This is a genomic window from Sunxiuqinia elliptica, assembly GCF_900113005.1.
GTDB lineage: Bacteria > Bacteroidota > Bacteroidia > Bacteroidales > Prolixibacteraceae > Sunxiuqinia > Sunxiuqinia elliptica.
The window spans coordinates 56,555-76,120 of record NZ_FONW01000006.1; the positions used below are offsets into that span (position 1 = coordinate 56,555).

14 protein-coding genes and 1 pseudogene are annotated in these 19,566 nt (G+C 41.5%); 8 read left to right on the forward strand and 7 right to left on the reverse strand.

Features of this window, described 5'->3' with window-relative positions:
• Positions 1-22 precede the first annotated feature (22 nt).
• Positions 23-853, reverse strand: a complete 831-nt coding sequence (locus tag BM156_RS12305; RefSeq protein WP_093920186.1) for an NHL repeat-containing protein — start codon at positions 851-853, stop codon at positions 23-25.
• A 77-nt stretch (positions 854-930) separates the two neighbouring features.
• Here BM156_RS12305 and BM156_RS12310 point away from each other — a divergent pair, with 77 nt between their 5' ends.
• Complete coding sequence (locus BM156_RS12310) at positions 931-2,055, forward strand: lactonase family protein (RefSeq protein ID WP_093920187.1); 1,125 nt, start codon at positions 931-933, stop codon at positions 2,053-2,055.
• A 164-nt stretch (positions 2,056-2,219) separates the two neighbouring features.
• Positions 2,220-3,629 (forward strand): PQQ-dependent sugar dehydrogenase, encoded by a 1,410-nt coding sequence (locus tag BM156_RS12315; protein ID WP_093920188.1) that lies wholly within the window; start codon positions 2,220-2,222, stop codon positions 3,627-3,629.
• A gap of 84 nt (positions 3,630-3,713) precedes the next feature.
• Here the strand turns inward: BM156_RS12315 and BM156_RS12320 are convergent.
• Positions 3,714-5,054: pseudogene (locus BM156_RS12320) on the reverse strand (ammonium transporter).
• A 329-nt stretch (positions 5,055-5,383) separates the two neighbouring features.
• Between BM156_RS12320 and BM156_RS12325 the strand changes: the two are divergent.
• Positions 5,384-5,851, forward strand: coding sequence for an Lrp/AsnC family transcriptional regulator (locus BM156_RS12325; RefSeq protein WP_093920189.1), 468 nt, complete (start codon positions 5,384-5,386; stop codon positions 5,849-5,851).
• On the opposite strand, the gene rlmB is transcribed toward BM156_RS12325, so the two are convergent.
• Entirely contained in the window at positions 5,841-6,605 is a 765-nt protein-coding gene (rlmB, locus tag BM156_RS12330; RefSeq protein WP_093920190.1) for a 23S rRNA (guanosine(2251)-2'-O)-methyltransferase RlmB, read from the reverse strand. The two genes, BM156_RS12325 and rlmB, sit on opposite strands and share 11 nt — an antisense overlap.
• Position 6,606: 1 nt before the next feature.
• On the reverse strand, positions 6,607-8,556 hold the full coding sequence (locus BM156_RS12335; RefSeq protein WP_093920191.1) for an ABC-F family ATP-binding cassette domain-containing protein: 1,950 nt from the start codon (positions 8,554-8,556) through the stop codon (positions 6,607-6,609).
• A gap of 232 nt (positions 8,557-8,788) precedes the next feature.
• On the opposite strand from BM156_RS12335, the gene rlmD reads away from it, so the two are divergent.
• Positions 8,789-10,198, forward strand: coding sequence for a 23S rRNA (uracil(1939)-C(5))-methyltransferase RlmD (gene rlmD / locus BM156_RS12340; RefSeq protein ID WP_093920192.1), 1,410 nt, complete (start codon positions 8,789-8,791; stop codon positions 10,196-10,198).
• A 52-nt stretch (positions 10,199-10,250) separates the two neighbouring features.
• Complete coding sequence (gene yaaA, locus BM156_RS12345; RefSeq protein ID WP_093920193.1) at positions 10,251-11,018, forward strand: peroxide stress protein YaaA; 768 nt, start codon at positions 10,251-10,253, stop codon at positions 11,016-11,018.
• A gap of 105 nt (positions 11,019-11,123) precedes the next feature.
• Here yaaA and rfaD read toward each other — a convergent pair whose 3' ends face one another.
• Positions 11,124-12,089 (reverse strand): ADP-glyceromanno-heptose 6-epimerase, encoded by a 966-nt coding sequence (rfaD, locus tag BM156_RS12350; protein ID WP_093920194.1) that lies wholly within the window; start codon positions 12,087-12,089, stop codon positions 11,124-11,126.
• 368 nt (positions 12,090-12,457) lie between these two features.
• Here rfaD and folE point away from each other — a divergent pair, with 368 nt between their 5' ends.
• The 3 genes from folE (at position 12,458) to BM156_RS12365 (ending at position 17,419) form a co-directional block, all read left to right on the forward strand.
• Positions 12,458-13,081 carry a GTP cyclohydrolase I FolE gene (gene folE / locus BM156_RS12355; RefSeq protein WP_093920195.1) on the forward strand — a complete coding sequence of 208 codons (624 nt, stop codon included), beginning with the start codon at positions 12,458-12,460 and terminating at the stop codon, positions 13,079-13,081.
• A 241-nt stretch (positions 13,082-13,322) separates the two neighbouring features.
• On the forward strand, positions 13,323-14,153 hold the full coding sequence (locus BM156_RS12360) for a hypothetical protein (protein WP_093920196.1): 831 nt from the start codon (positions 13,323-13,325) through the stop codon (positions 14,151-14,153).
• A gap of 101 nt (positions 14,154-14,254) precedes the next feature.
• Positions 14,255-17,419 carry an ATP-binding cassette domain-containing protein gene (locus BM156_RS12365; RefSeq protein ID WP_093920197.1) on the forward strand — a complete coding sequence of 1,055 codons (3,165 nt, stop codon included), beginning with the start codon at positions 14,255-14,257 and terminating at the stop codon, positions 17,417-17,419.
• 3 nt (positions 17,420-17,422) lie between these two features.
• On the opposite strand, the gene BM156_RS12370 is transcribed toward BM156_RS12365, so the two are convergent.
• Both BM156_RS12370 and BM156_RS12375 read right to left on the reverse strand, forming a co-directional pair.
• Positions 17,423-18,547 (reverse strand): MBL fold metallo-hydrolase, encoded by a 1,125-nt coding sequence (locus tag BM156_RS12370; RefSeq protein ID WP_093920198.1) that lies wholly within the window; start codon positions 18,545-18,547, stop codon positions 17,423-17,425.
• Between the two features lie 99 nt (positions 18,548-18,646).
• Positions 18,647-19,507, reverse strand: coding sequence for a sigma-70 family RNA polymerase sigma factor (locus BM156_RS12375; RefSeq protein ID WP_093920199.1), 861 nt, complete (start codon positions 19,505-19,507; stop codon positions 18,647-18,649).
• Between the last annotated feature and the right edge of the window lie 59 nt (positions 19,508-19,566).

Below are 19,566 nucleotides of genomic sequence, written 5' to 3' on the forward strand. Positions count from 1 at the left end.
CCAAGCTTCAGAGCTTTTGAATTTATTTTTCGATACGATAAGCAACAACTTGGTTGTCAAAAAAAGTTGGGACGAGAAGTAAGTCTAGCTTTTTAGCGAAAAAGACGTCTGCTGTATTGATCTTCTCGGCCGTTGAATCCCATAGCTTCGTTAGTTGATCACCATCGAGGTAGTAAATTCGGCCTGCCCAATTGGAGAAAACAAAATTGTCTTTATTATCTTTTTCGAGTCCATCAATGCCATTGCAATCGCTGCGTAGCGTTTTAAGTTCCTTTGTTTTTAGATCAGCGACTTGTAGTTTTTGTGAGCCGATGTACAATTGCCCATTTTCGGTATAAAGTCCATTGACGTCAGAGAGCTCATCATTATCCATCCACACGGAAAATACACCATCTTCTAAAATGTGAATTTTACCCGTCCGTGTGTCGCTTACAAAAATGTTCCCATTTTTACAGGCAGCCACATCATTTAAAAAGATGGACTCGGGAGCTGGATATCTTTTAACAATTTGTTTCTTGCTAATGTCGATTTCCACCAGCTCATCAATATCCGAAACGTAGAGTTTGCCTTCAAATATTGCCATCCCTTTGGGGGCGCTCAGTCCGGTTACCCATTTCATTTCTTTTACCGTTCCATCCGGATTCAATTGCGTAATGTATCCATTGCCATCTTTTTCAGAAGGATTTTCATTAATGTTGGCGACAAAGATGACATCCAGGTCAGCATCATAATAAACAGATTCAGGAGTTTGCATCGTTGGCCCTGTTCGCCAAACTTCTACAAGTTTTTGGGAATAGCCGTACAAAGAGAAAAATAAAATAAATACGGCCAGAATTGTTTTTTTTAGGTTCATTTCCGTTATTTTTAAATTTAGTTCTATCCACTTTAACAAGACAATTATCATTTGGTTTTTACCTTAAACAGAGATTTATGAAAATTATAACTCAAGCTATTGTGTTGACTGCTATTTTATTAGGGGGATGCTCTCCTTCGCCCAAAGATACCTTACTTTATATTGGAACTTATACGGACACCGGAAGCGAAGGAATTTATTGTTACCAGTTCAACAAAGAGTCTGGCGAGATGACTCCCAAATTCATAACGCCCCACAAGGAAAACCCATCGTTTTTGACAATTAGTCCCGATCAAAAATATTTGTATGCAGTTTCTGAAGTAACAGAAAGTCCTGATTTCGCCAGTGGTTCTGTTTCTGCTTACCAGATTTTGGATTCAGGTGAGTTGGAGAAAATTAACCAACAGGCAACTGGTGGTTTGCATCCATGTCATGTTACTGTTTCGCCTGATGGTCAATTTGTGGTGGCGTCCAACTATTCCAGTGGGAGCTTGAGTTGTTTTGAACGTCAGGCTGATGGTGGACTTAAGGAAATGATGCAGCTTATTCAGCATGCTGGAACTGGTGCCGATTCCGTTCGACAGTCAGCTCCTCACGCGCATTCTGCTTTATTTACTTCAAAGGGCTTACTGATTTCAGCTGACCTGGGAACCGACCAGCTGGATTTTTATCATTATGATGAAAGGGGCAAAGAGTTTCAGCCGGCGGAGCAAGCTTCTTTGGAGATGAATCCCGGAGCTGGTCCTCGCCATTTTGCATTTTCGCCTGACGAGCAGTTTATTTATGTTGCCAATGAATTGGATGCAACCATCAGTGTATTGAAAAAGGAAGGGGCCAAGTATGAGCTGTTGGAAAGCATTTCATCTGTTCCGGCAGATTTTTCAGGTGTGAACTATGGAGCCGATGTGCATTTAAGTCCGAATGGGCGCTTTGTCTATTGCTCAAACCGGGGGCATAATTCCATTGCTGTTTTCGAACGTTTGGATGATGGGCGCATTCGCTTGTTGCAAACGGAATCGGTTCGAGGAGATTGGCCCCGGAACTTTACTCTTTCGCCAGATGGTCGCTTTTTGTTGGTCGCTAATCAGAAGTCGAATAATATAACTGTTTTTTGGGTTGACCAGAAGACAGGCTTGTTGACCTATACAGGCAATCAGCTTGAGCTTATGGCTCCGGTTTGTTTGCAGTTTTTGGAGCGCTGATTGATAACAGCAATTGAATTGTAGGTAGGGGGCAGAGGTATACCTTTGGGTGCTTTATCTTTGTTGTGGAATTTTAAAGCACAATTGTTTGATTTTATTAACAGTTGTCCATTAACTTTTTAGTTAAGCTATTGTTGTGTTGTATTGAAAAATAAACGTATTACATGATGAATCAAATCCTAAAAAACCTAAGCGTTCTCATCGTTGCATTATTTTTTGGAAGTTGCACAATGAGTAACGGACAACATTCGGAGCAGCAAATGAAGAAAGCTGCTGAAAACTACCAAAATTATTGTGCCGGCTGTCACGGAAATAATCTGGAAAAATTTGAGCAAAAAGACTGGATGTACGGTGATGACAACTCCAGTATCGTGCAAAGTATTACCCATGGGCGCGAGGAGATGGGCATGCCTGGCTTTGAAGTGACATTCTCGAAAGAGGAAGTTGAAGCTTTGGCAGAGTACGTTCGTAAGGGGGTGCCCGAAGATAAAGAAACGCTTCAACCGGCGCTTTCTGCAAACCAGCTGGTTGAGTCTGAGGTTCAGAAATTTATTATTGATACCGTTGTATCAGGGTTGGAGGTACCTTGGGGCTTGGAGTTTTTACCTAATGGTGACCTGTTGATTGCAGAGCGTTCAGCTAAGCTCTTCCGTTTTACCAATAATGAGTTGCAGGAAATTTCAGGCTTGCCAAACATATTGGTGAAAGGGCAGGGAGGCTTGCTCGATCTGGAGCTTCATCCTGACTATGAAAGTAACGGATGGATTTACATGGCCTATTCAGGTTATGCTGATGGGAGTCCTGATGAGGCTTGCACCAACATTATGCGGGCGCGATTACAAGGAAATTCCCTGGTTGATCAGGAGCTGATTTTTGATGGTTATCCTGATTCGAACAAGGGACACCATTGGGGGTGTAAACTGGAGTTTGATCGCGAGGGATACTTGTTTTTTGGGATTGGCGATCGCGGAAGTCGTGATGTTAATCCACAAAGTTTGACAAATACCAACGGGAAAATCCATCGGATTCATGATGATGGCTCCATTCCGGAGGACAATCCATTTGTGAGTACCCCGGATGCGGTTAAAAGTATTTACTCTTATGGACACCGTAATCCGCAGGGAACAGCCATGCATCCGGAAACTGGAGAGATTTGGGAAACGGAACATGGGCCTCGAGGTGGAGATGAATTGAACCTGATTAAGCCTGGAGTAAATTACGGTTGGCCAGTGATCTCGTATGGAATTAACTACGATGGAACCAGCTTTACAGATCTTACAGAGAAGGAAGGCATGGAGCAGCCACTTACCTATTGGGATCCTTCAATTGCTCCATGTGGTACAACCTTTGTAAAAGGTGACCGATATAAAAACTGGAAGAATAATATTTTAATTGGCTCGTTGCGTTTTATGTATCTCGAACGGGTGGTATTGGATGGTTATCAAGTTGTGAATCATGAAAAGCTGCTGGAAGGTATCGGACGTGTTCGCAATGTGGAGATGAGCCCTGATGGTTATGTCTATGTGGCGGTTGAAAACCCCGGAAAAATTCTACGGCTGGTTCCGGTCGAATAGCAAAAATTCACCTTCATATAAAAGAATTAAACTAGAAAAACTCCCCATAACGGGGAGTTTTTTGAGCATAAACGAATAGCGACGTTAAAGCAGTTTGTCGCTCTTGTATTGAAAATCGTATGATTCATTGTGCTGACTAATATCCAGTCCGATTTTTTCAGATTGAGCAGATACGCGCAACAGAACAATCAGGTCGGTAATTTTATAGAGTAGGTAAGATCCACCAAACGTAAAAACTCCCACAATTAATAGCGCTAACAGATGGTATAAGAAAGTGGTGAACTCTCCGTAAATGAGTCCAACCTCTTAGGCAAATACAGCAGTAAGTAACATGCCAACAATACCGCCCATACCGTGTGCCGGGAAAACATCCAATGTATCATCCAAGCGTGTTTTTGAGCGTAATTCAATGGCATAGTTGCTGATGATTGAGGCGGCAACACCGATGAAAATACTGGCTCCCACGTTAACAAAGCCTGCAGCAGGGGTAATGGCAACCAAGCCCACAACTAGGCCGATGGAAGCTCCCATTCCGCTTGGCTTTTTCCCCTTGGCCATGTCGTAAAACAAATAGGCAAGCATCGCTGCCGCCGAAGCCGTGTTTGTGTTCATCAAGGCTAAGGCCGCAGTTGAATTGGCGCCTAAAGCTGAGCCAGCATTGAATCCAAACCAGCCAAACCAGAGCATGCCCGCTCCAAGCAATACAAACGGGATGTTAGCTGGACGTACTTCTGTGCCAAAATCTTTGCGCTTGCCCAGAAAGATAGCTCCGGCAAGTGCTGCAAAACCTGCCGACATGTGTACGACGGTTCCTCCGGCAAAGTCTAGAACGCCCCAGTTGCGTAGGAATCCGTTGGGATGCCAAGTCCAGTGCGCTAGTGGTGAATAAATAAACAGGGTGAAAAGAACCATAAATAGCAGGTAAGAGCGGAAGCGTACCCGTCCGGCAAAAGATCCGGTGATAAGTGCCGGGGTGATGATGGCAAATTTAAGCTGGAACATGGCAAAGAGAGCGAAAGGAAAAGTTGGTGCCAGGTCGGGGTGAGTAGCGCCAGTTACTCCATTAAACATGAAATAGGTAAATGGATTGCCAACCAGCCCAAATCCATCGGGACCAATACTTTCTCCAAATGCCAGGCTAAAACCACAGATAACCCATATGACACTGACAGCCCCCATAGCTATAAAGCTTTGCAACATGGTTGATAAAATGTTTTTAGAATGGATCATGCCGCCATAGAAGAAGGCTAGCCCCGGAGTCATGAGCAGAACGAGCGCGGTGGCTGTAAGCATCCAGGCTACGTCACCAGAATGGATGGCAGGATCATCTAGTCCTCCAAATCCACTTGGGTAAAATACGCCAATAATGGAAAACAAGATGAGTAGGGATAAAATGATGATCCAACTTAGGTTTGATTTTTTCATTTCGTTCGTTTTTATCTTTTATTTTATCTCTTTTGTTTTTATTTTGATGGATTATGTGTCTTTGTGATCTGTATGTGATTTTAAAAGTATCATTTTGTTTTATAATTTTGTATTTTTGAGTAAAAATGTTAATCAATCATAAAAAATTGTAACATATGTCTTATGTTTTATAAAATGTAAAAGCTATAGTTAATTGTCTGCGAGTAGTTTGGATATTGAAAACTCAAAGCGCGGAGTGTTGCATAATGAGTGAATGAGCATTGGATCATTAGCTATCTGCTAAAAATTACTTACTTTTGCTCGCATATATTTTTATAAAAGGACAGAATATGACACTACGGAACAATCTAGATAATATTGACTTACACATTTTGGAGATTATCACTCAAAATGCGCGAATTCCTTTCAAAGATGTTGCTGCTGAAGTTGGCGTTTCAAGAGCTGCGGTTCATCAGCGGGTTAACCGAATGATTGAAATGAAAGTAATCACCGGATCGGGGTATCACATTGATCCTCGAAAGGTAGATTACAAAACATGCACTTATGTGGGCGTTTTTCTTGAGAAGGGAGGCTTTTACGAAGATGTTGCAGAGGAATTAAAGGAGATTCCAGAGATTGTCGAATGCCATTATACCACGGGGCAATATGCGATTTTTGTAAAAGTGTATGCGCGTGACAATGAGCACTTAAAAGAAGTTTTAAGTGAGAAAGTGCAAAAGATCTCTGGAATATCAAGTACCGAGACGTTTATTTCATTAGAAGAAACATTTAAACGGCAAGTGCCCATCAGGGATTAAGCACTCGCTGTCTGACCGCTTCGTAAACCAATAGCCCAGCGGCCACCGAAACATTTAACGACTCAATTTTTCCTAAAATTGGAATTTGAAGTTGTTCATCTGCTAATCTAAGAATAGCGGGTTCAATGCCTTTTTCTTCAGAGCCCATCACAATTGCTGTTGGGCCTGAAAGATCGGCTTGAGTATAGGAATAGGAAGCTTTTTCGGTAGCTGCTGCAATCTTCAAGCCTGATTCTTTCAAATAAATCACACTTTTTTTAAGATCCTTTGTTCTACAGATGGGAAGAAGGTGTAAAGCTCCGGCTGATGTTTTCACCGCATCGGCATTGATTCGTGCTGCTCCTTTTTCGGGAATCAGAATTGCATCAACTCCAGCACATTCAGCGGTGCGAACAATTGCGCCAAAGTTGCGGACATCAGTAACCTGATCTAAAACAAGTAGTAATGGGGTTTTTCCCGCTTCAAAAACGGATGGCAAGAAATTTTCGACATCATAAAAGGTGACCGGAGAAATAAAGGCCAGTACCCCTTGATGATTTTTGCGGGTAATCCGGTTGATTTTCTCCATCGGAACATATTGAAAGGGAACATTGAGAGCTCTGATCTTTTCAAACAGCTCTTTAAACAGTTCACCTCCAAGCCCTTTTTTTATTAAGATTTTATCGATTTCTTTACCAGAATCAATGGCTTCGATAACGGCACGAATGCCAAAAATAAAATCATCCGTATTTTTTTGTGGTCTTCTTCTTTCCATCCTACCAGGTTTTTTGCTGTTTTAATACTTCGTATTCTTCTTGATTGGTTTCCCATTCGCTCATGACTTTCTCAAGTTGAGCCTTCAATTGGTCATACTCCTCAAAAATACGGTGATCCTCTAAATTTGAAGGATTAGCCATTTTCTTGTCGTACGCTTCCAGTTCACTTTCTAAAGAGGTGATCTTTTCTTCAAACTTCTCTATTTGTTTCTCGAGCCGGGAGATGTTTTTATTGATTTCTTTACGTTCTCCGTAACTCAATTGGTTATCATTGACGAGCACTTTTTCTTTTTTCTCGGCGGGTCGATTGGATGGCGATTTGCGTTCCAATTCTTTCATGGACTCCATTTTCTTGCGTTGCAAAAAATCATAAATACCGCCAAGGTGCTGCTTGATTTTCCGGTCTTTAAATTCGTAAATGCAGTTGGCCATCCCATCTAGAAATTCCCGGTCGTGCGATACAACCAAGACGGTTCCTTCGTAGCTAGCCAAAGCTTGTTTCAGGATTTCTTTAGATCGCATATCCAAGTGGTTGGTGGGCTCATCAAGTACCAAAAAGTTTACCGGCTCCAGCATTAAACGAATCATAGCCAGTCGCGAACGTTCGCCTCCTGACAGCACTTTGACTTTCTTCTCAACATCCTCTCCCGAAAACATAAAAGCACCCAGTATATCGCGAATTTTAGTGCGTACATCTCCAACAGCAATTTGGTCAATTGTTTCCAGTACGCTTAGGTTTTCATCCAGTCGTTGGGCTTGGTCCTGTGCAAAGTAGCCGATTTTAACGTTATGCCCAATTTTTAGCCCTCCCTCATATTCGAGCTCATTTAAAATAATGCGGGCAAGCGTTGTTTTACCTTCGCCGTTTTTCCCAACAAAGGCGACTTTTTCGCCTCGCTCAATCATCAGGTGAATGTCGTCAAGCACCAGCAAATCACCGTACTTTTTGGTTAGGTGTTTACAATCAACAACAATGGTTCCTGATCGTTCTGGCGGCTGAAAACGAATATTTAACTTGGAGTTATCTTCTTCATCGATTTCAATGCGATCCAGCTTCTCAAGCATTTTTGAACGCGATTGAACCTGAACGGCTTTCGTTGCTTTGTAGCGGAAGCGTTCAATAAACTTCTCGGTATCCTCAATTAACTTTTGCTGATTCTTATAAGCTGCCAATTGCGTTTCCCGGTGTTCTTGACGAAGTTCCAGGTATTTGGTGTAATTGGCCTTGTAATCGTAGATTTTCCCCAGGGATATTTCTATTGTCCGATTTGTAACGGCGTCCAAAAATGCACGGTCGTGCGACACCAGAACAACTGCTCCTGAATAATTTCTTAGAAATTCTTCCAACCATTGAATTGATTCAATATCCAGGTGGTTGGTTGGCTCATCGAGCAAAAATACATCGGGTTTTTGAAGCAGGATTTTAGCCAATTCAATACGCATTCGCCAGCCTCCACTGAACTCAGAGGTCGCCCGGGTAAAATCATTCCGTTTAAAGCCAAGTCCCATAAGCGTTTGCTCAATCTCAGCTTCAAAGTTTCCTCCGCCAACCAACTGGTAACGGTCATTGAGTTCCGTTACTTGAGTGATCAGGTTCATATATTCGTCCGATTCGTAATCTTCGCGAGTCGCAATTTGGTGGTTGATGTGATCTATTTGATTTTTAATTTGCAAGATCTCATCAAAAGCTTTTCTTGTTTCTTCAAAAACGGTGTGGCTATCGGCGACAGCCATGTGCTGAGGTAAATAACCCACACGAATATCTTTAGGGACAACCACAGAACCTTCACTAGGCTCTTGCTGTCCGGCAATAATTTTTAGAAGTGTTGATTTTCCTGCTCCGTTTTTCCCGGCAAGTCCAATACGGTCTTTGGGCGTAACTAAGAATGAAATCTTCTTTAAAAGCTCAAAACCACCAAAACTAACAACTAATTGATCGACTGAAATCATAACGAATAAAAATTGAAGTGCAAAGATAAGAGAATCCAGCTATAATTAGTGTTTACGTTAAAAAGGCTTAGTACACGATTTTGCTTCCCAGTGTTGGTGTCCCGCATAGTCGGCTAACAGCTAGTGCTTAAAAGCTGGATTTCATAAAGATCAACTCCTATTATAATGGATAACATGACTTTGATGACAACTGGTTCAGCTATTTTCCTATTTTTGCAGAAAATTTGAGATTATGGGACGGAGTCGCAAAAAGAAACCATTATACGAGCAAGTTACAATAACTGATATTGGTGCTGAAGGGAAAGCTTTGGCACGTGTGAATGATATGGTTGTTTTTACCACGCATGCTATACCTGGCGATGTGGTTGATTTGCAGGTTACCAAAAAGAGGAAGAAGTACCAGGAAGCCCGAATCGTGAAAATTCACGAAAAATCGGCTGATCGGGTAGAAGCTTTTTGCGAGTATTTTGGTATTTGCGGTGGCTGTAAGTGGCAATTTTTACCTTACGATAAGCAGTTGTTTTATAAGCAGCAGCAAGTTGAAGATCAGTTGAAACGATTGGGGAAAGTGGAGTTGCCCGAATTATCTCCAATTTTAGGTTCAGCAAAAAATACATTTTACCGGAACAAGTTGGAGTTTAGCTTTTCGAACAAACGATGGCTAACCTTGGATGAAATGGATGAGGAACATGAACCTGCAACAATGAATGCGTTAGGATTTCATATTCCGCGTATGTTTGACAAGATTATCGATGTTGAAAAGTGTTGGCTGCAGCCTGACCCTTCCAACGCGATTCGGAATTTTGTGCGCAGCTATGCTTTGGAGCATGAACTGGAGTTTTTTGATATTCGTAGTCAGGAAGGGTTCCTGAGAAATATGATTGTGCGTACAGCTTCGACAGGAGAGAATATGCTGATTCTGGCTTTTTATAAAGAGGATGTTGAAAAGCGGGAGGCACTGCTGAATGCGATTGTTGAAGAATTCCCAGAGCTAACGTCCTTGATGTATGTTATCAATAGCAAAGGGAATGATACGATTACCGATCAGGATGTGATTGCCTTTAATGGGCCTGACCACATTTTTGAGGAGATGGAAGGCTTACGATTTAAAATCGGTCCTAAAAGTTTTTACCAAACCAACTCGGAGCAGGCCTATGAGTTGTATAAAGTGGCTCGTGACTTTGCTAGCTTGTCCGGGAATGAGGTTGTTTATGATCTATATACGGGAACTGGAACCATTGCCAACTTTGTGGCTCGTCAGGCTCAAAAAGTGGTTGGAATCGAGTATATCCCAGAGGCTATTGAGGATGCCCGGATTAATTCGTCCATTAATGGAATTGAGAATACGAGTTTTTATGCCGGTGATATGAAAGCGGTGTTGAACGATGATTTTATTGCTGAGAACGGAACGCCAGATGTGATTATTACGGATCCACCACGCGCTGGAATGCATGAAGATGTGGTGAAAACAATCTTACAGGTAGCTCCTGAAAAGGTGGTTTATGTAAGCTGTAATCCTGCTTCTCAAGCACGCGATTTAGCCTTGATGGACGAACAGTACAAGGTGGCGAAGATTCAACCGGTTGACATGTTCCCTCATACGCATCATGTGGAGAATGTCGTTTTGTTAGAGAAGCGATAGAATAAACCTTTTTGAAGGTTGGCTTGTTTCAGAAACACAAAAAACAAAAGTTATGCTAGCAATTATTTCACCTGCAAAATCGCTGGATTTTGATACTCCTTCGGTAACGAAAATACATACGCAACCTGCGTTTCTGAAAGAAGCTAAAGCAATTAATCAGGCTTTAAAAAAGTTGAGTCCTGATGACCTTTCTGATTTGATGAGTATTTCCCCCAAGTTGGGAGAGCTTAACTTTCACCGGAACCAACAGTGGCAACCACCTTTTGATGAGAAGAATGCCAAGCAAGCCGTACTGGCTTTTACGGGCGATGTGTATCAAGGGCTGGATGCGCCCAGCTTGTCCGAAAAAGAACTGGAGCAGGTTCAGCAAAAGGTACGTATTCTATCAGGGCTTTATGGGCTGTTGAACCCTCTTGATTTAATTCAGGCCTACCGTTTGGAAATGGGAACTCGTTTTGGAATTGATGGTGCTGAAAACTTGTATGCGTTCTGGCGTGAAAAGCTGACGCCAAAGTTGAACAAAGAATTAAAGGCCGCTGGCGGTCCTTTGATCAACTTGGCTTCCAATGAATATTATAAAGCCATCGATGCAAAAAAAATAGAGGCTGACATCATTACTCCAGCTTTCAAAGATTTGAAAAACGGAAAATATAAAGTGATTTCTTTTTATGCGAAAAAGGCAAGGGGATTGATGTGTCGGTTTATTGCAAAGAATGAGCTGACCAAAGCCGAAGACTTAAAAGCTTTTGATTCGGATGGTTATTATTTCAATAACGAGCTTTCAAAGGGAAATAACTGGGTGTTCACCCGCGATCATTAAGAAAATACCTAAAGTATTAAAAGCTGATCAAGCTGGAGAAGAAGTTTGAGCCTGTTTGGTTTGTATGAGAATCTGAAAACTTATTGTTCAGGCTACAGTGGGGCGCTAATAGCAAAATTCGGTCATTAAATAGGTCTTGACATAGTCGTTTATGGCCGCTTCCAGGCTTGTGAATGGCTTATCATAGCCTGCTTGACGAAGTTTATCAATTTTTGCACAGGTATAATATTGGTAGTTGTCTCGAATATCTTCCGGAGTATCAACGAAACTGATCGATTCTTCGACATCCATCGCTTTAAATACAGCCTTTGCCAGATCCAAATAGGTTCGGGCAACGCCGGTGCCAACATTGTAAATTCCCGACTTTTTCCGGGTTTTCATGAAATGAACCATAACATTCGCCACGTCCTCCACATAAATGAAATCACGTGCTTGTTCGCCATTTTTGAAGGCCGGCCGATGAGAGCGGAAGAGTGTCATCTTCTTCGTGTCCGAAACCCGATTAAATGCTTGGTAAACAACCGAGGCCATTCTTCCTTTGTGGTATTCGTTTGGACCGAACACATTAAAGAATTTAAGTCCTGCCCAGAAGTATGGTTTCTTCTCTTGTGCGAGAGCCCAACAGTCAAAATCGTGTTTGGATTGTGCGTAACAATTGAGCGGCTTAAACTTTGAAACGAGTTCGTGATTATCATCAAAGCCATATTCGCCATCACCATAGGTAGAGGCGGATGAAGCATAAATTAGTGGTAATCCAAACTGGATGCAGCCATCCCAAATTCGTTTAGAGTAATCAAAGTTAAGTTGCTTATAAATTTCGGGTTCTTGTCCAATGGTATCGGTGCGTGCTCCCAGGTGAATGATGCACTGTACCAGATGGTGATTGTCATTTAACCATACAAAAAAGTCATCACGATCTACCAGCTTTGAGTAATTTTTCGAGATATAGTTCGAAATTTTCAAAGGATCATTAAACTTGTCAACCAGAATTAAATCTTGAAATCCTTCTTGGTTGAGCTTTCCGGCCATGTAACTGCCGATAAATCCTGCGGCACCTGTAACAACTATCATATGAAAGATTTAACCTCTCTTATTGTAAGAAAAACTACAAGACTACAGTTGTAACTTAAAAAAAGTTAAAATATTGTCAAACGTATCAAAAATAATTTTGAATAGGTGGAATTAGTCCTAAAGTTTTTCAATTCGATCTTGCAAAAATAATTATTTCTTCCATCTGTCGAAATTCCAAGGCAGGAATAGTTGATCGAAAATGGCCTTTTTGCAGAAAATCATAAGTCAATGGGTTTTTTTGATTTGGATTTCTTCCAGAAAAGAATGCGTGAGGTTTCCTGAAGACTTCAGGGTGATTCTCCCCAGAAGTTCTTACTTTTGTCTTTTGGTTTCGATTACAGCCGATTGTTGTATAAAACAGAATAGTTATGGAAGAATCATTGAATGGTGAACTTGGCGGTTATCAACGAATTGAAAAGTTTGATCGCGAAAACACCGAACGAATAAGTGATTATTATCGGAAGATTATCGGTTTGCTTGGTGAAGATGTAGATCGGGAGGGGCTTGAGAAGACGCCTTTGCGTGTTGCTAAAGCCATGCAGTTTTTACTTCAAGGATACGAACAGAATCCGGAGGAGATGCTGCGTTCTGCGATGTTTAAGGAAGATTACCGGCAAATGGTAATTGTAAAGGATATTGAGATTTATTCGATGTGTGAACATCACATGCTGCCTTTCATAGGGAAAGCCCATGTTGGTTATATTCCGGACGGATATATCACCGGCTTGAGTAAGATTGCCCGAGTGGTTGATGCATTTTCCCGACGCCTGCAGGTTCAAGAGCGACTGACCCTGCAAATTAAGGAATGCATTCAGAATACCTTAAATCCTTTAGGTGTTGCAGTAGTAATCGAAGCACAACACTTGTGCATGCAAATGCGCGGGGTGCAGAAGCAACATTCCATTACAACAACATCTGACTTTACGGGTGCTTTCGAGCGAGTGGCTACTCGCGAGGAATTTATTAAGTTGATAAGTTCAAACTTGTCTTAATGGCGACTTTAGGGAGATGCAGCCTTTTTGAGGAATCTTGTTGAACCTGAATGACTCGCTTGGGGCGATGTGCGGAATAACACATTAATCCATGAAAAAATCATTTTCAATTAGTGCCGCGGCCAACATTTTTATATTATTTTAGCTTAAAATTTTGCAAGACCGCCAAAAGAATAGCGGGATTGAGAGAAGCTTAAATTGTTGAGAGAGAAACGTAACTTATAATTTTAAAACCATAAACATGAGAAAAACAAGTACATACAAATTAGTTTCTTTGGCTGTGCTCTTGGCTTTGTTTGCAGGAACAATTAGCTCGTGTACCGGCAATAAAAAGGAAAAGAAGTCTGATCCTAAGGTTGTTGAAGAGGCGATTAAAGAAGAAATTGAGGAGTATTCCTATCCTATAGTTTCGGCGTTTGAAGTGACCAGTATGTTGAATGAGATTGAAGCAAGCTACATTGTCGGCATTACCAATGATGCAGAAAAGGCTGGCAGCTATTTCTCTGAAAAGGATCGGGCCGTAAACTTGGGGATTTATACCGCAGATTTAGCTTATGCAACTACTTATAATCAAAAGGTTGATGTTCAGAGCTATTTTGCCGCTACTGAAACCTTGGTTCGCGAGTTAGATTTAACAGGCGCTTTTGATGAAGAGCTTCCTGAAAAAATTGAAGCAAACTTGGATGATAAGGACGCTTTGGTCGAAATTATCACCGAAATGTTCCAGAATGCGTATTCTTATTTGAATCAACAAGGAAGAACAGAAGTGTCTTACTTGGTTTTATCGGGAACTGTAATTGAAGGTTTGTATCTGACAACTCATATTTCAGAAAACACATTTCAAAATCCAAAGTTGATTGAGGCAATTCTGTTCCAGAAAGAGCCACTGATGAAATTGGAATCAATGATGGCAGAATATAAGGATTCTGAACTGTTGAAAGATGTTTATGTTGACATCGTAGAAATCAATGAAATTTATGCGATGGAAGAAGGAACAACTTCAATGACAAAAGATCAGGTTGAAAAACTAACGGATCTGTTGACCAAAATGCGTAATAAATTCACGCGGTAGAGACGAAACGAATCTTTACAAGTTAAGATACAAAACGGGTTTTTGTTGTTCCGCTGTTCGGTAGGGAATGCAAAAGTCCGTTTTTTTTAAACCTCAGGCTTATGTATGAAGGGATCATTGAAACACTGATCAGGCTTTTTGCAATTATTACAGATTATCATGACGATGAGTCGAAGGAGCTTTCCTCAAACTTGGTTCGGTCATTTTTACACGAAAACTTTAACAGGGAGTTGGTGGAGGCTTATCATCAGCATTATCTGGAGTTTGTTGAACACTATCACATCACCAATCGGGATATTTTGTATCAGCAGGATGGAAATGGCGATAAGTTTATCAACAAAAAGTACCTAAACGAGATCTGTAATGATATTGTAGCCCAGTTTGATTTGGGAACGCGTTTCATGATTGTAGCTCAATTGCTGAACTTCATCAAAAAGGAAGGCGATTTTAAGCTTGACGATTTAAAAACCGTTAATCTTGTTGCCCGGGGTTTGAAGATTGATCCCAAAGAGTATGATAATCTTTATCGTTTCCAATTGTTCTCGATTGATAAGGTAAAGGATAAAGCAAACCTGTTTGTTGTAAATGGGAATGAGAGTTACCCTGATCCAGAGATCAAGCACTTGTATCGCGAGAATCAACAGGTAGAGTTGGAACTCATTCGCATTGGAAGCATCAATACCTTGTTTTTTCGTTATTGGGGACCACGAAATATGTATATGAACGGGCATCGGCTTACGCAGCGCCGTTTGTATGTTTTTCCTCCAGGCGCAATTCTGAAAACATCGAGAATTATCCCAATCTATTACAGTAGCATTATGACTCGGTTTATCCAGGAAAAAGGAAAACCGCGTATTGTGCTTAATGTTGACAACGTTGAATATCGGTTCAGTCGGAGAAACTACGGTTTACATCCACTGAGTTTTCAGGAGCATTCAGGTGATTTAGTCGGCATTTTGGGTGGCAGTGGTGTTGGAAAAACCACCTTGTTGAATGTGTTGAATGGGAAGCTAAAACCCAACAATGGAACAATCACAATTAATGGTTACAACTTACATGATCCTCGAAACGAAGAATTGCTGAAAGGGGTGATTGGTTACGTGCCTCAAGATGATTTGTTGTTGGAAGAGCTTACGGTTTATAAAAACCTTGAATTCAACGCGCGTTTTTGTTTTGGGGAGATGACCGATGAAGAGATCGAAGCTAAGATTGATCAAGCCCTGAATGATTTTGACTTGGTTGAAGCCCGTGACTTGGTTGTTGGGAATCCGCTAAAGAAGATTTTGAGTGGAGGACAGCGGAAGCGACTCAATATTGCGCTTGAGTTGATGCGTGAGCCATCCATTTTATTTGTTGATGAACCTACATCAGGACTTTCGTCGGCCGACTCGGAGAAGGTAATGTACTTGCTGAAGAAGCAATGTTTGAAAGGGAAGTTGGTTTTTGCCAATATTCATCAGCCGTCGAGTGACATTTATAAGCTGTTTGACCGGATGATTGTGATGGATAAAGGAGGACGGGTTGTTTTCTTTGGAAACCCCATGGATGCCATTACTTATTTTAAAGATCAGGCTGGCTATGTCAATCCCGATGAAAGTGAATGTTTGAGTTGTGGTAATGTAAAAACGGAGCAGCCGCTTCGGATCATCGAAGCTCGCATGGTCAATCCGTTTGGGAAGAGTATTCGGCGGCGTAAAATAACGCCTGAAGACTGGTATGATCGTTATAAGACCCAGGTGGAGCCCAAGGTGGTTGACTTTATGCATTTGAATCCGGTTAAGCAAGAAGCGTTCCCGGAGGTTCATTTCAAAATACCTGACTGGCTAAGACAGCTCAAGTTGTTTGTTAAGCGCGATTTTGCTACCAAAAGCTCAAATAAACAATATTTGGCTATTGCCTTACTCGAAGCTCCTTTATTAGCTATTATTTTGGGTTTCTTTTCGAAATATTACGATAACGGCGTTTATAGTTTAGGAACTAATGATAACCTCCCCGCTTTTTTATTTATGAGCGTGGTGGTGGCTTTATTTATTGGCTTAAGTATTAGTGCTGAAGAGATTTTTAAAGACCGAAAGATATTGAAGCGAGAGGAGTTTTTGGATTTGAGTCGAGGGGCTTATATTTCCTCGAAAATCTTAATGCTGTTTTTAATTAGTGCCATTCAGATTGTGTCATTTGTGTTGATTGGCCATTACATGCTTGAAATTCGAGGATTAACTTTTTCTACATGGGCCATTTTATTTTCAACGGCCTGTTTTGCAAACTTACTGGGATTAAACCTCTCAGCAGGCTTAAATTCTGCTGTGGCCATTTATATTTTGATACCACTTTTATTGGTGCCTCAGTTATTGCTGAGTGGTGTTATAATTGACTTTAACAAGATGCCTCCTTCTTTAAGTAGTTACAATAAAACTGCTTGGATTGGTGATGTCATGACTTCAAGGTGGTCCTATGAGGCTCTGGCTGTTAATCAGTTTAAAAATAATGAATACCGGAAGGTGATTTTTGACGAGGAGCAGGCGCGGAATGATTTAGGTTTTAAAGCTTTTTACTGGATTCCTGAAGTTGAGAAGTACCTGCATTCTTATGATGTTTTGCAGGCAAGCAATCGCAAAGCAGATGCAGAGACTATTTTGCCTTTGCTTAAAAACTCCTTCCAGGATTTATTTCGGGAGAAAGGGAATGTAAGCGATTCTGTGAGTTTGGCATTTAACCAACTGGAGTCAGCTAATTACAGTAAAGCTTTTAGAGGACTGCTTCAAGCTTACCTTCAGCATGCGCAGTCGGATTATAAAGAGGAGTATCAGCGGGCATCAAGCGTGTTAGAACAGAAATATAAAGGCTTGCTGAATCGTTTTGATGGTGATGAGGATCGTTTACAGCATTTCAAAAATAAGTATGCGAATAAAAAGCTGGAAGTCTTTCTGAGGGATAAGTATAATCTTCATAAAACGTATATTCATAACAACCGGATTTTCCAGGGTGATGAGCCGATCTTTCGAAGCCCTGCCCAGAATAACGGTGCTGCACATTTCTACGCCTCGTTTAAACGGATTGGAAAGTGGCGAATTGACACCATCCTGTTCAATATGGGGGTTGTTTGGTTATTCACTTTTTTGTTGATGGTGGCCTTGTATTTTGATGTGTTGCGTCGTGTATTAACCTATGTCGAAAACTGGCGTTTGGCTCGTCAGGCCAAGGTCCGCGATAAGATTTTCTACAGTCCTGTCTCTTTTGTGAAAGGAGATCAGACAAAGAGGAAATAGCCTTTAGTATGCCTCTGATTTAATCCACCAGTGCTTGCTAGGATAGGGGGAGCCCAATGGAAAAACTTGTCCCACCTCAGGTGTAGCAATAGTTAACACATTGTCTGTTGCTGCTTGTAATAGTCGTTCTACAGGCTCGGTCCAGGGATGTATACTTAGTTTGTACTTTCCCCAGTGAATGGGAAGTAAAGCTTTCGCTTGGAGATCTTTTGCAGCTTGGTAGGTTTCTTCCGGAGCCATGTGGATTAGTGGCCAGTAAGGGCTGTACTGTCCACATTCGAGCATGGCAAAGTCGAATGGGCCAAAGCGTTTACCTATTTGTTTAAATCCGGGGAAATAGCCGGAATCAGCTCCGAAAAATACATTTTGAGAAGGACCTTGAATCACCCAGGATGCCCAGAGTGTAGAGAACCGATTGGTTAATCCTCGTCCGGAGAAATGGCGGGCAGGAGTTGCTGTAATCTTGATTTTAGCTGTAAACTGAAAGCCTTCCCACCAATCGAGCTCTGTGATTCGATCAGGGGCGATTCCCCACCGTTCCAAATGAGCACCGACACCAAGTGTTGTTAAGAAAACTGTTTGCTTATCTTTTAGCTGTTTTATCGCTTTGTAATCCAGATGATCGTAGTGGTCATGGGAGATAATAATGAGATCAATCTTGGGGAGTTTATCCCAGTTGTAATTGTGCGTATAGGGAAATGCTTTTGTGCCGACAAACGAAAATGGCGAAGTCCGTATACTAAAAACCGGGTCGGTTAAGATGGTTAGTCCATCTATATTGAGTAATACGGTTGAGTGTCCGAGCCAGCTTACTTGGATCTTTTCAGTTGGTAATCCAAATTGATTTAGATCAATAGGGTGAGTTTTTATGGGGGTTTGTGGCACTCTGTTGTTGCTTATTGAAGCAAACTCTTTTATGAGTTTGAGGTAGGGGACATCATCGGTTTGAACAGGTGTCGGAAGTGGATTTTGGAATTTCCCATTGGTCGCATGGGGAGACTGTTCAATACGTTTTAGACGTTCTCCTTTGAGAGAGCCTCCAAAGGATGGATTAAGAACAACTAGAAATATAATGGCAAGAATGAGTAAGGCGAGAAGTATGATGGAAATGGTCATTATTTTGCTCATAAAATGAAAGGCTTATTTATTGGGGATAAACGTTTCAGTGGGCAAATTGATTATTTAGAGCAAAAAAAAACCGCCTCGAGGGGCGGTTAAAAGAATCTTTTATCCAAGATATGTCTTTAATAATTTACTTCTGGATGTGTGACGCAATCGTCTGATTGCTTTTTCTTTTATCTGGCGTACCCTTTCGCGGGTTAGCCCAAATCTTTCTCCAATCTCTTCCAGGGTCATCTCCTGGCAACCAATTCCGAAGAACATCCTAACGATGTCACTTTCACGTTCTGTAAGGGTAGCGAGAGCACGTTCAATTTCTCTGGCAAGCGATTCCATCATCAGACTGCGGTCTGCATTTGGAGAATCGTTGTTGACTAACACATCAAGTAAGCTGTTGTCTTCACCTTCAACAAAAGGTGCATCAACAGAGATGTGACGTCCGGAAACGCGCAGGGTATCAGCAACCTTTTCAGGAGGTAATTCCAGCGAGTCTGCCAATTCTTCGGGAGATGGTTTACGCTCGTTCTCTTGTTCGAATTTCGAAAATGCTTTGTTGATTTTATTCAACGAACCTACCTGGTTAAGCGGTAATCGAACAATACGAGACTGTTCAGCCAAAGCCTGAAGGATGGACTGGCGGATCCACCACACAGCATAGGAGATGAACTTGAAACCACGGGTTTCGTCAAACTTTTCAGCAGCTTTAATCAGACCCAGATTCCCCTCGTTAATCAAGTCGGGAAGGCTTAAGCCTTGGTTTTGGTACTGTTTGGCTACTGAAACCACGAAACGAAGGTTTGCGCGGGTTAGTTTCTCCAATGCATGTTGATCGCCTTTTTTAATCCGCTGTGCCAATTCTACTTCTTCCTCAACAGTAATCAAATCTTCCTTGCCAATTTCTTGCAAATACTTGTCAAGAGAAGCACTCTCGCGGTTGGTAATCGATTTTGTAATCTTTAATTGTCTCATATACCCTTCTAAAAAAAATCGTGCAAATATAGACTTTTACGGTCAATAATTCAAACGAA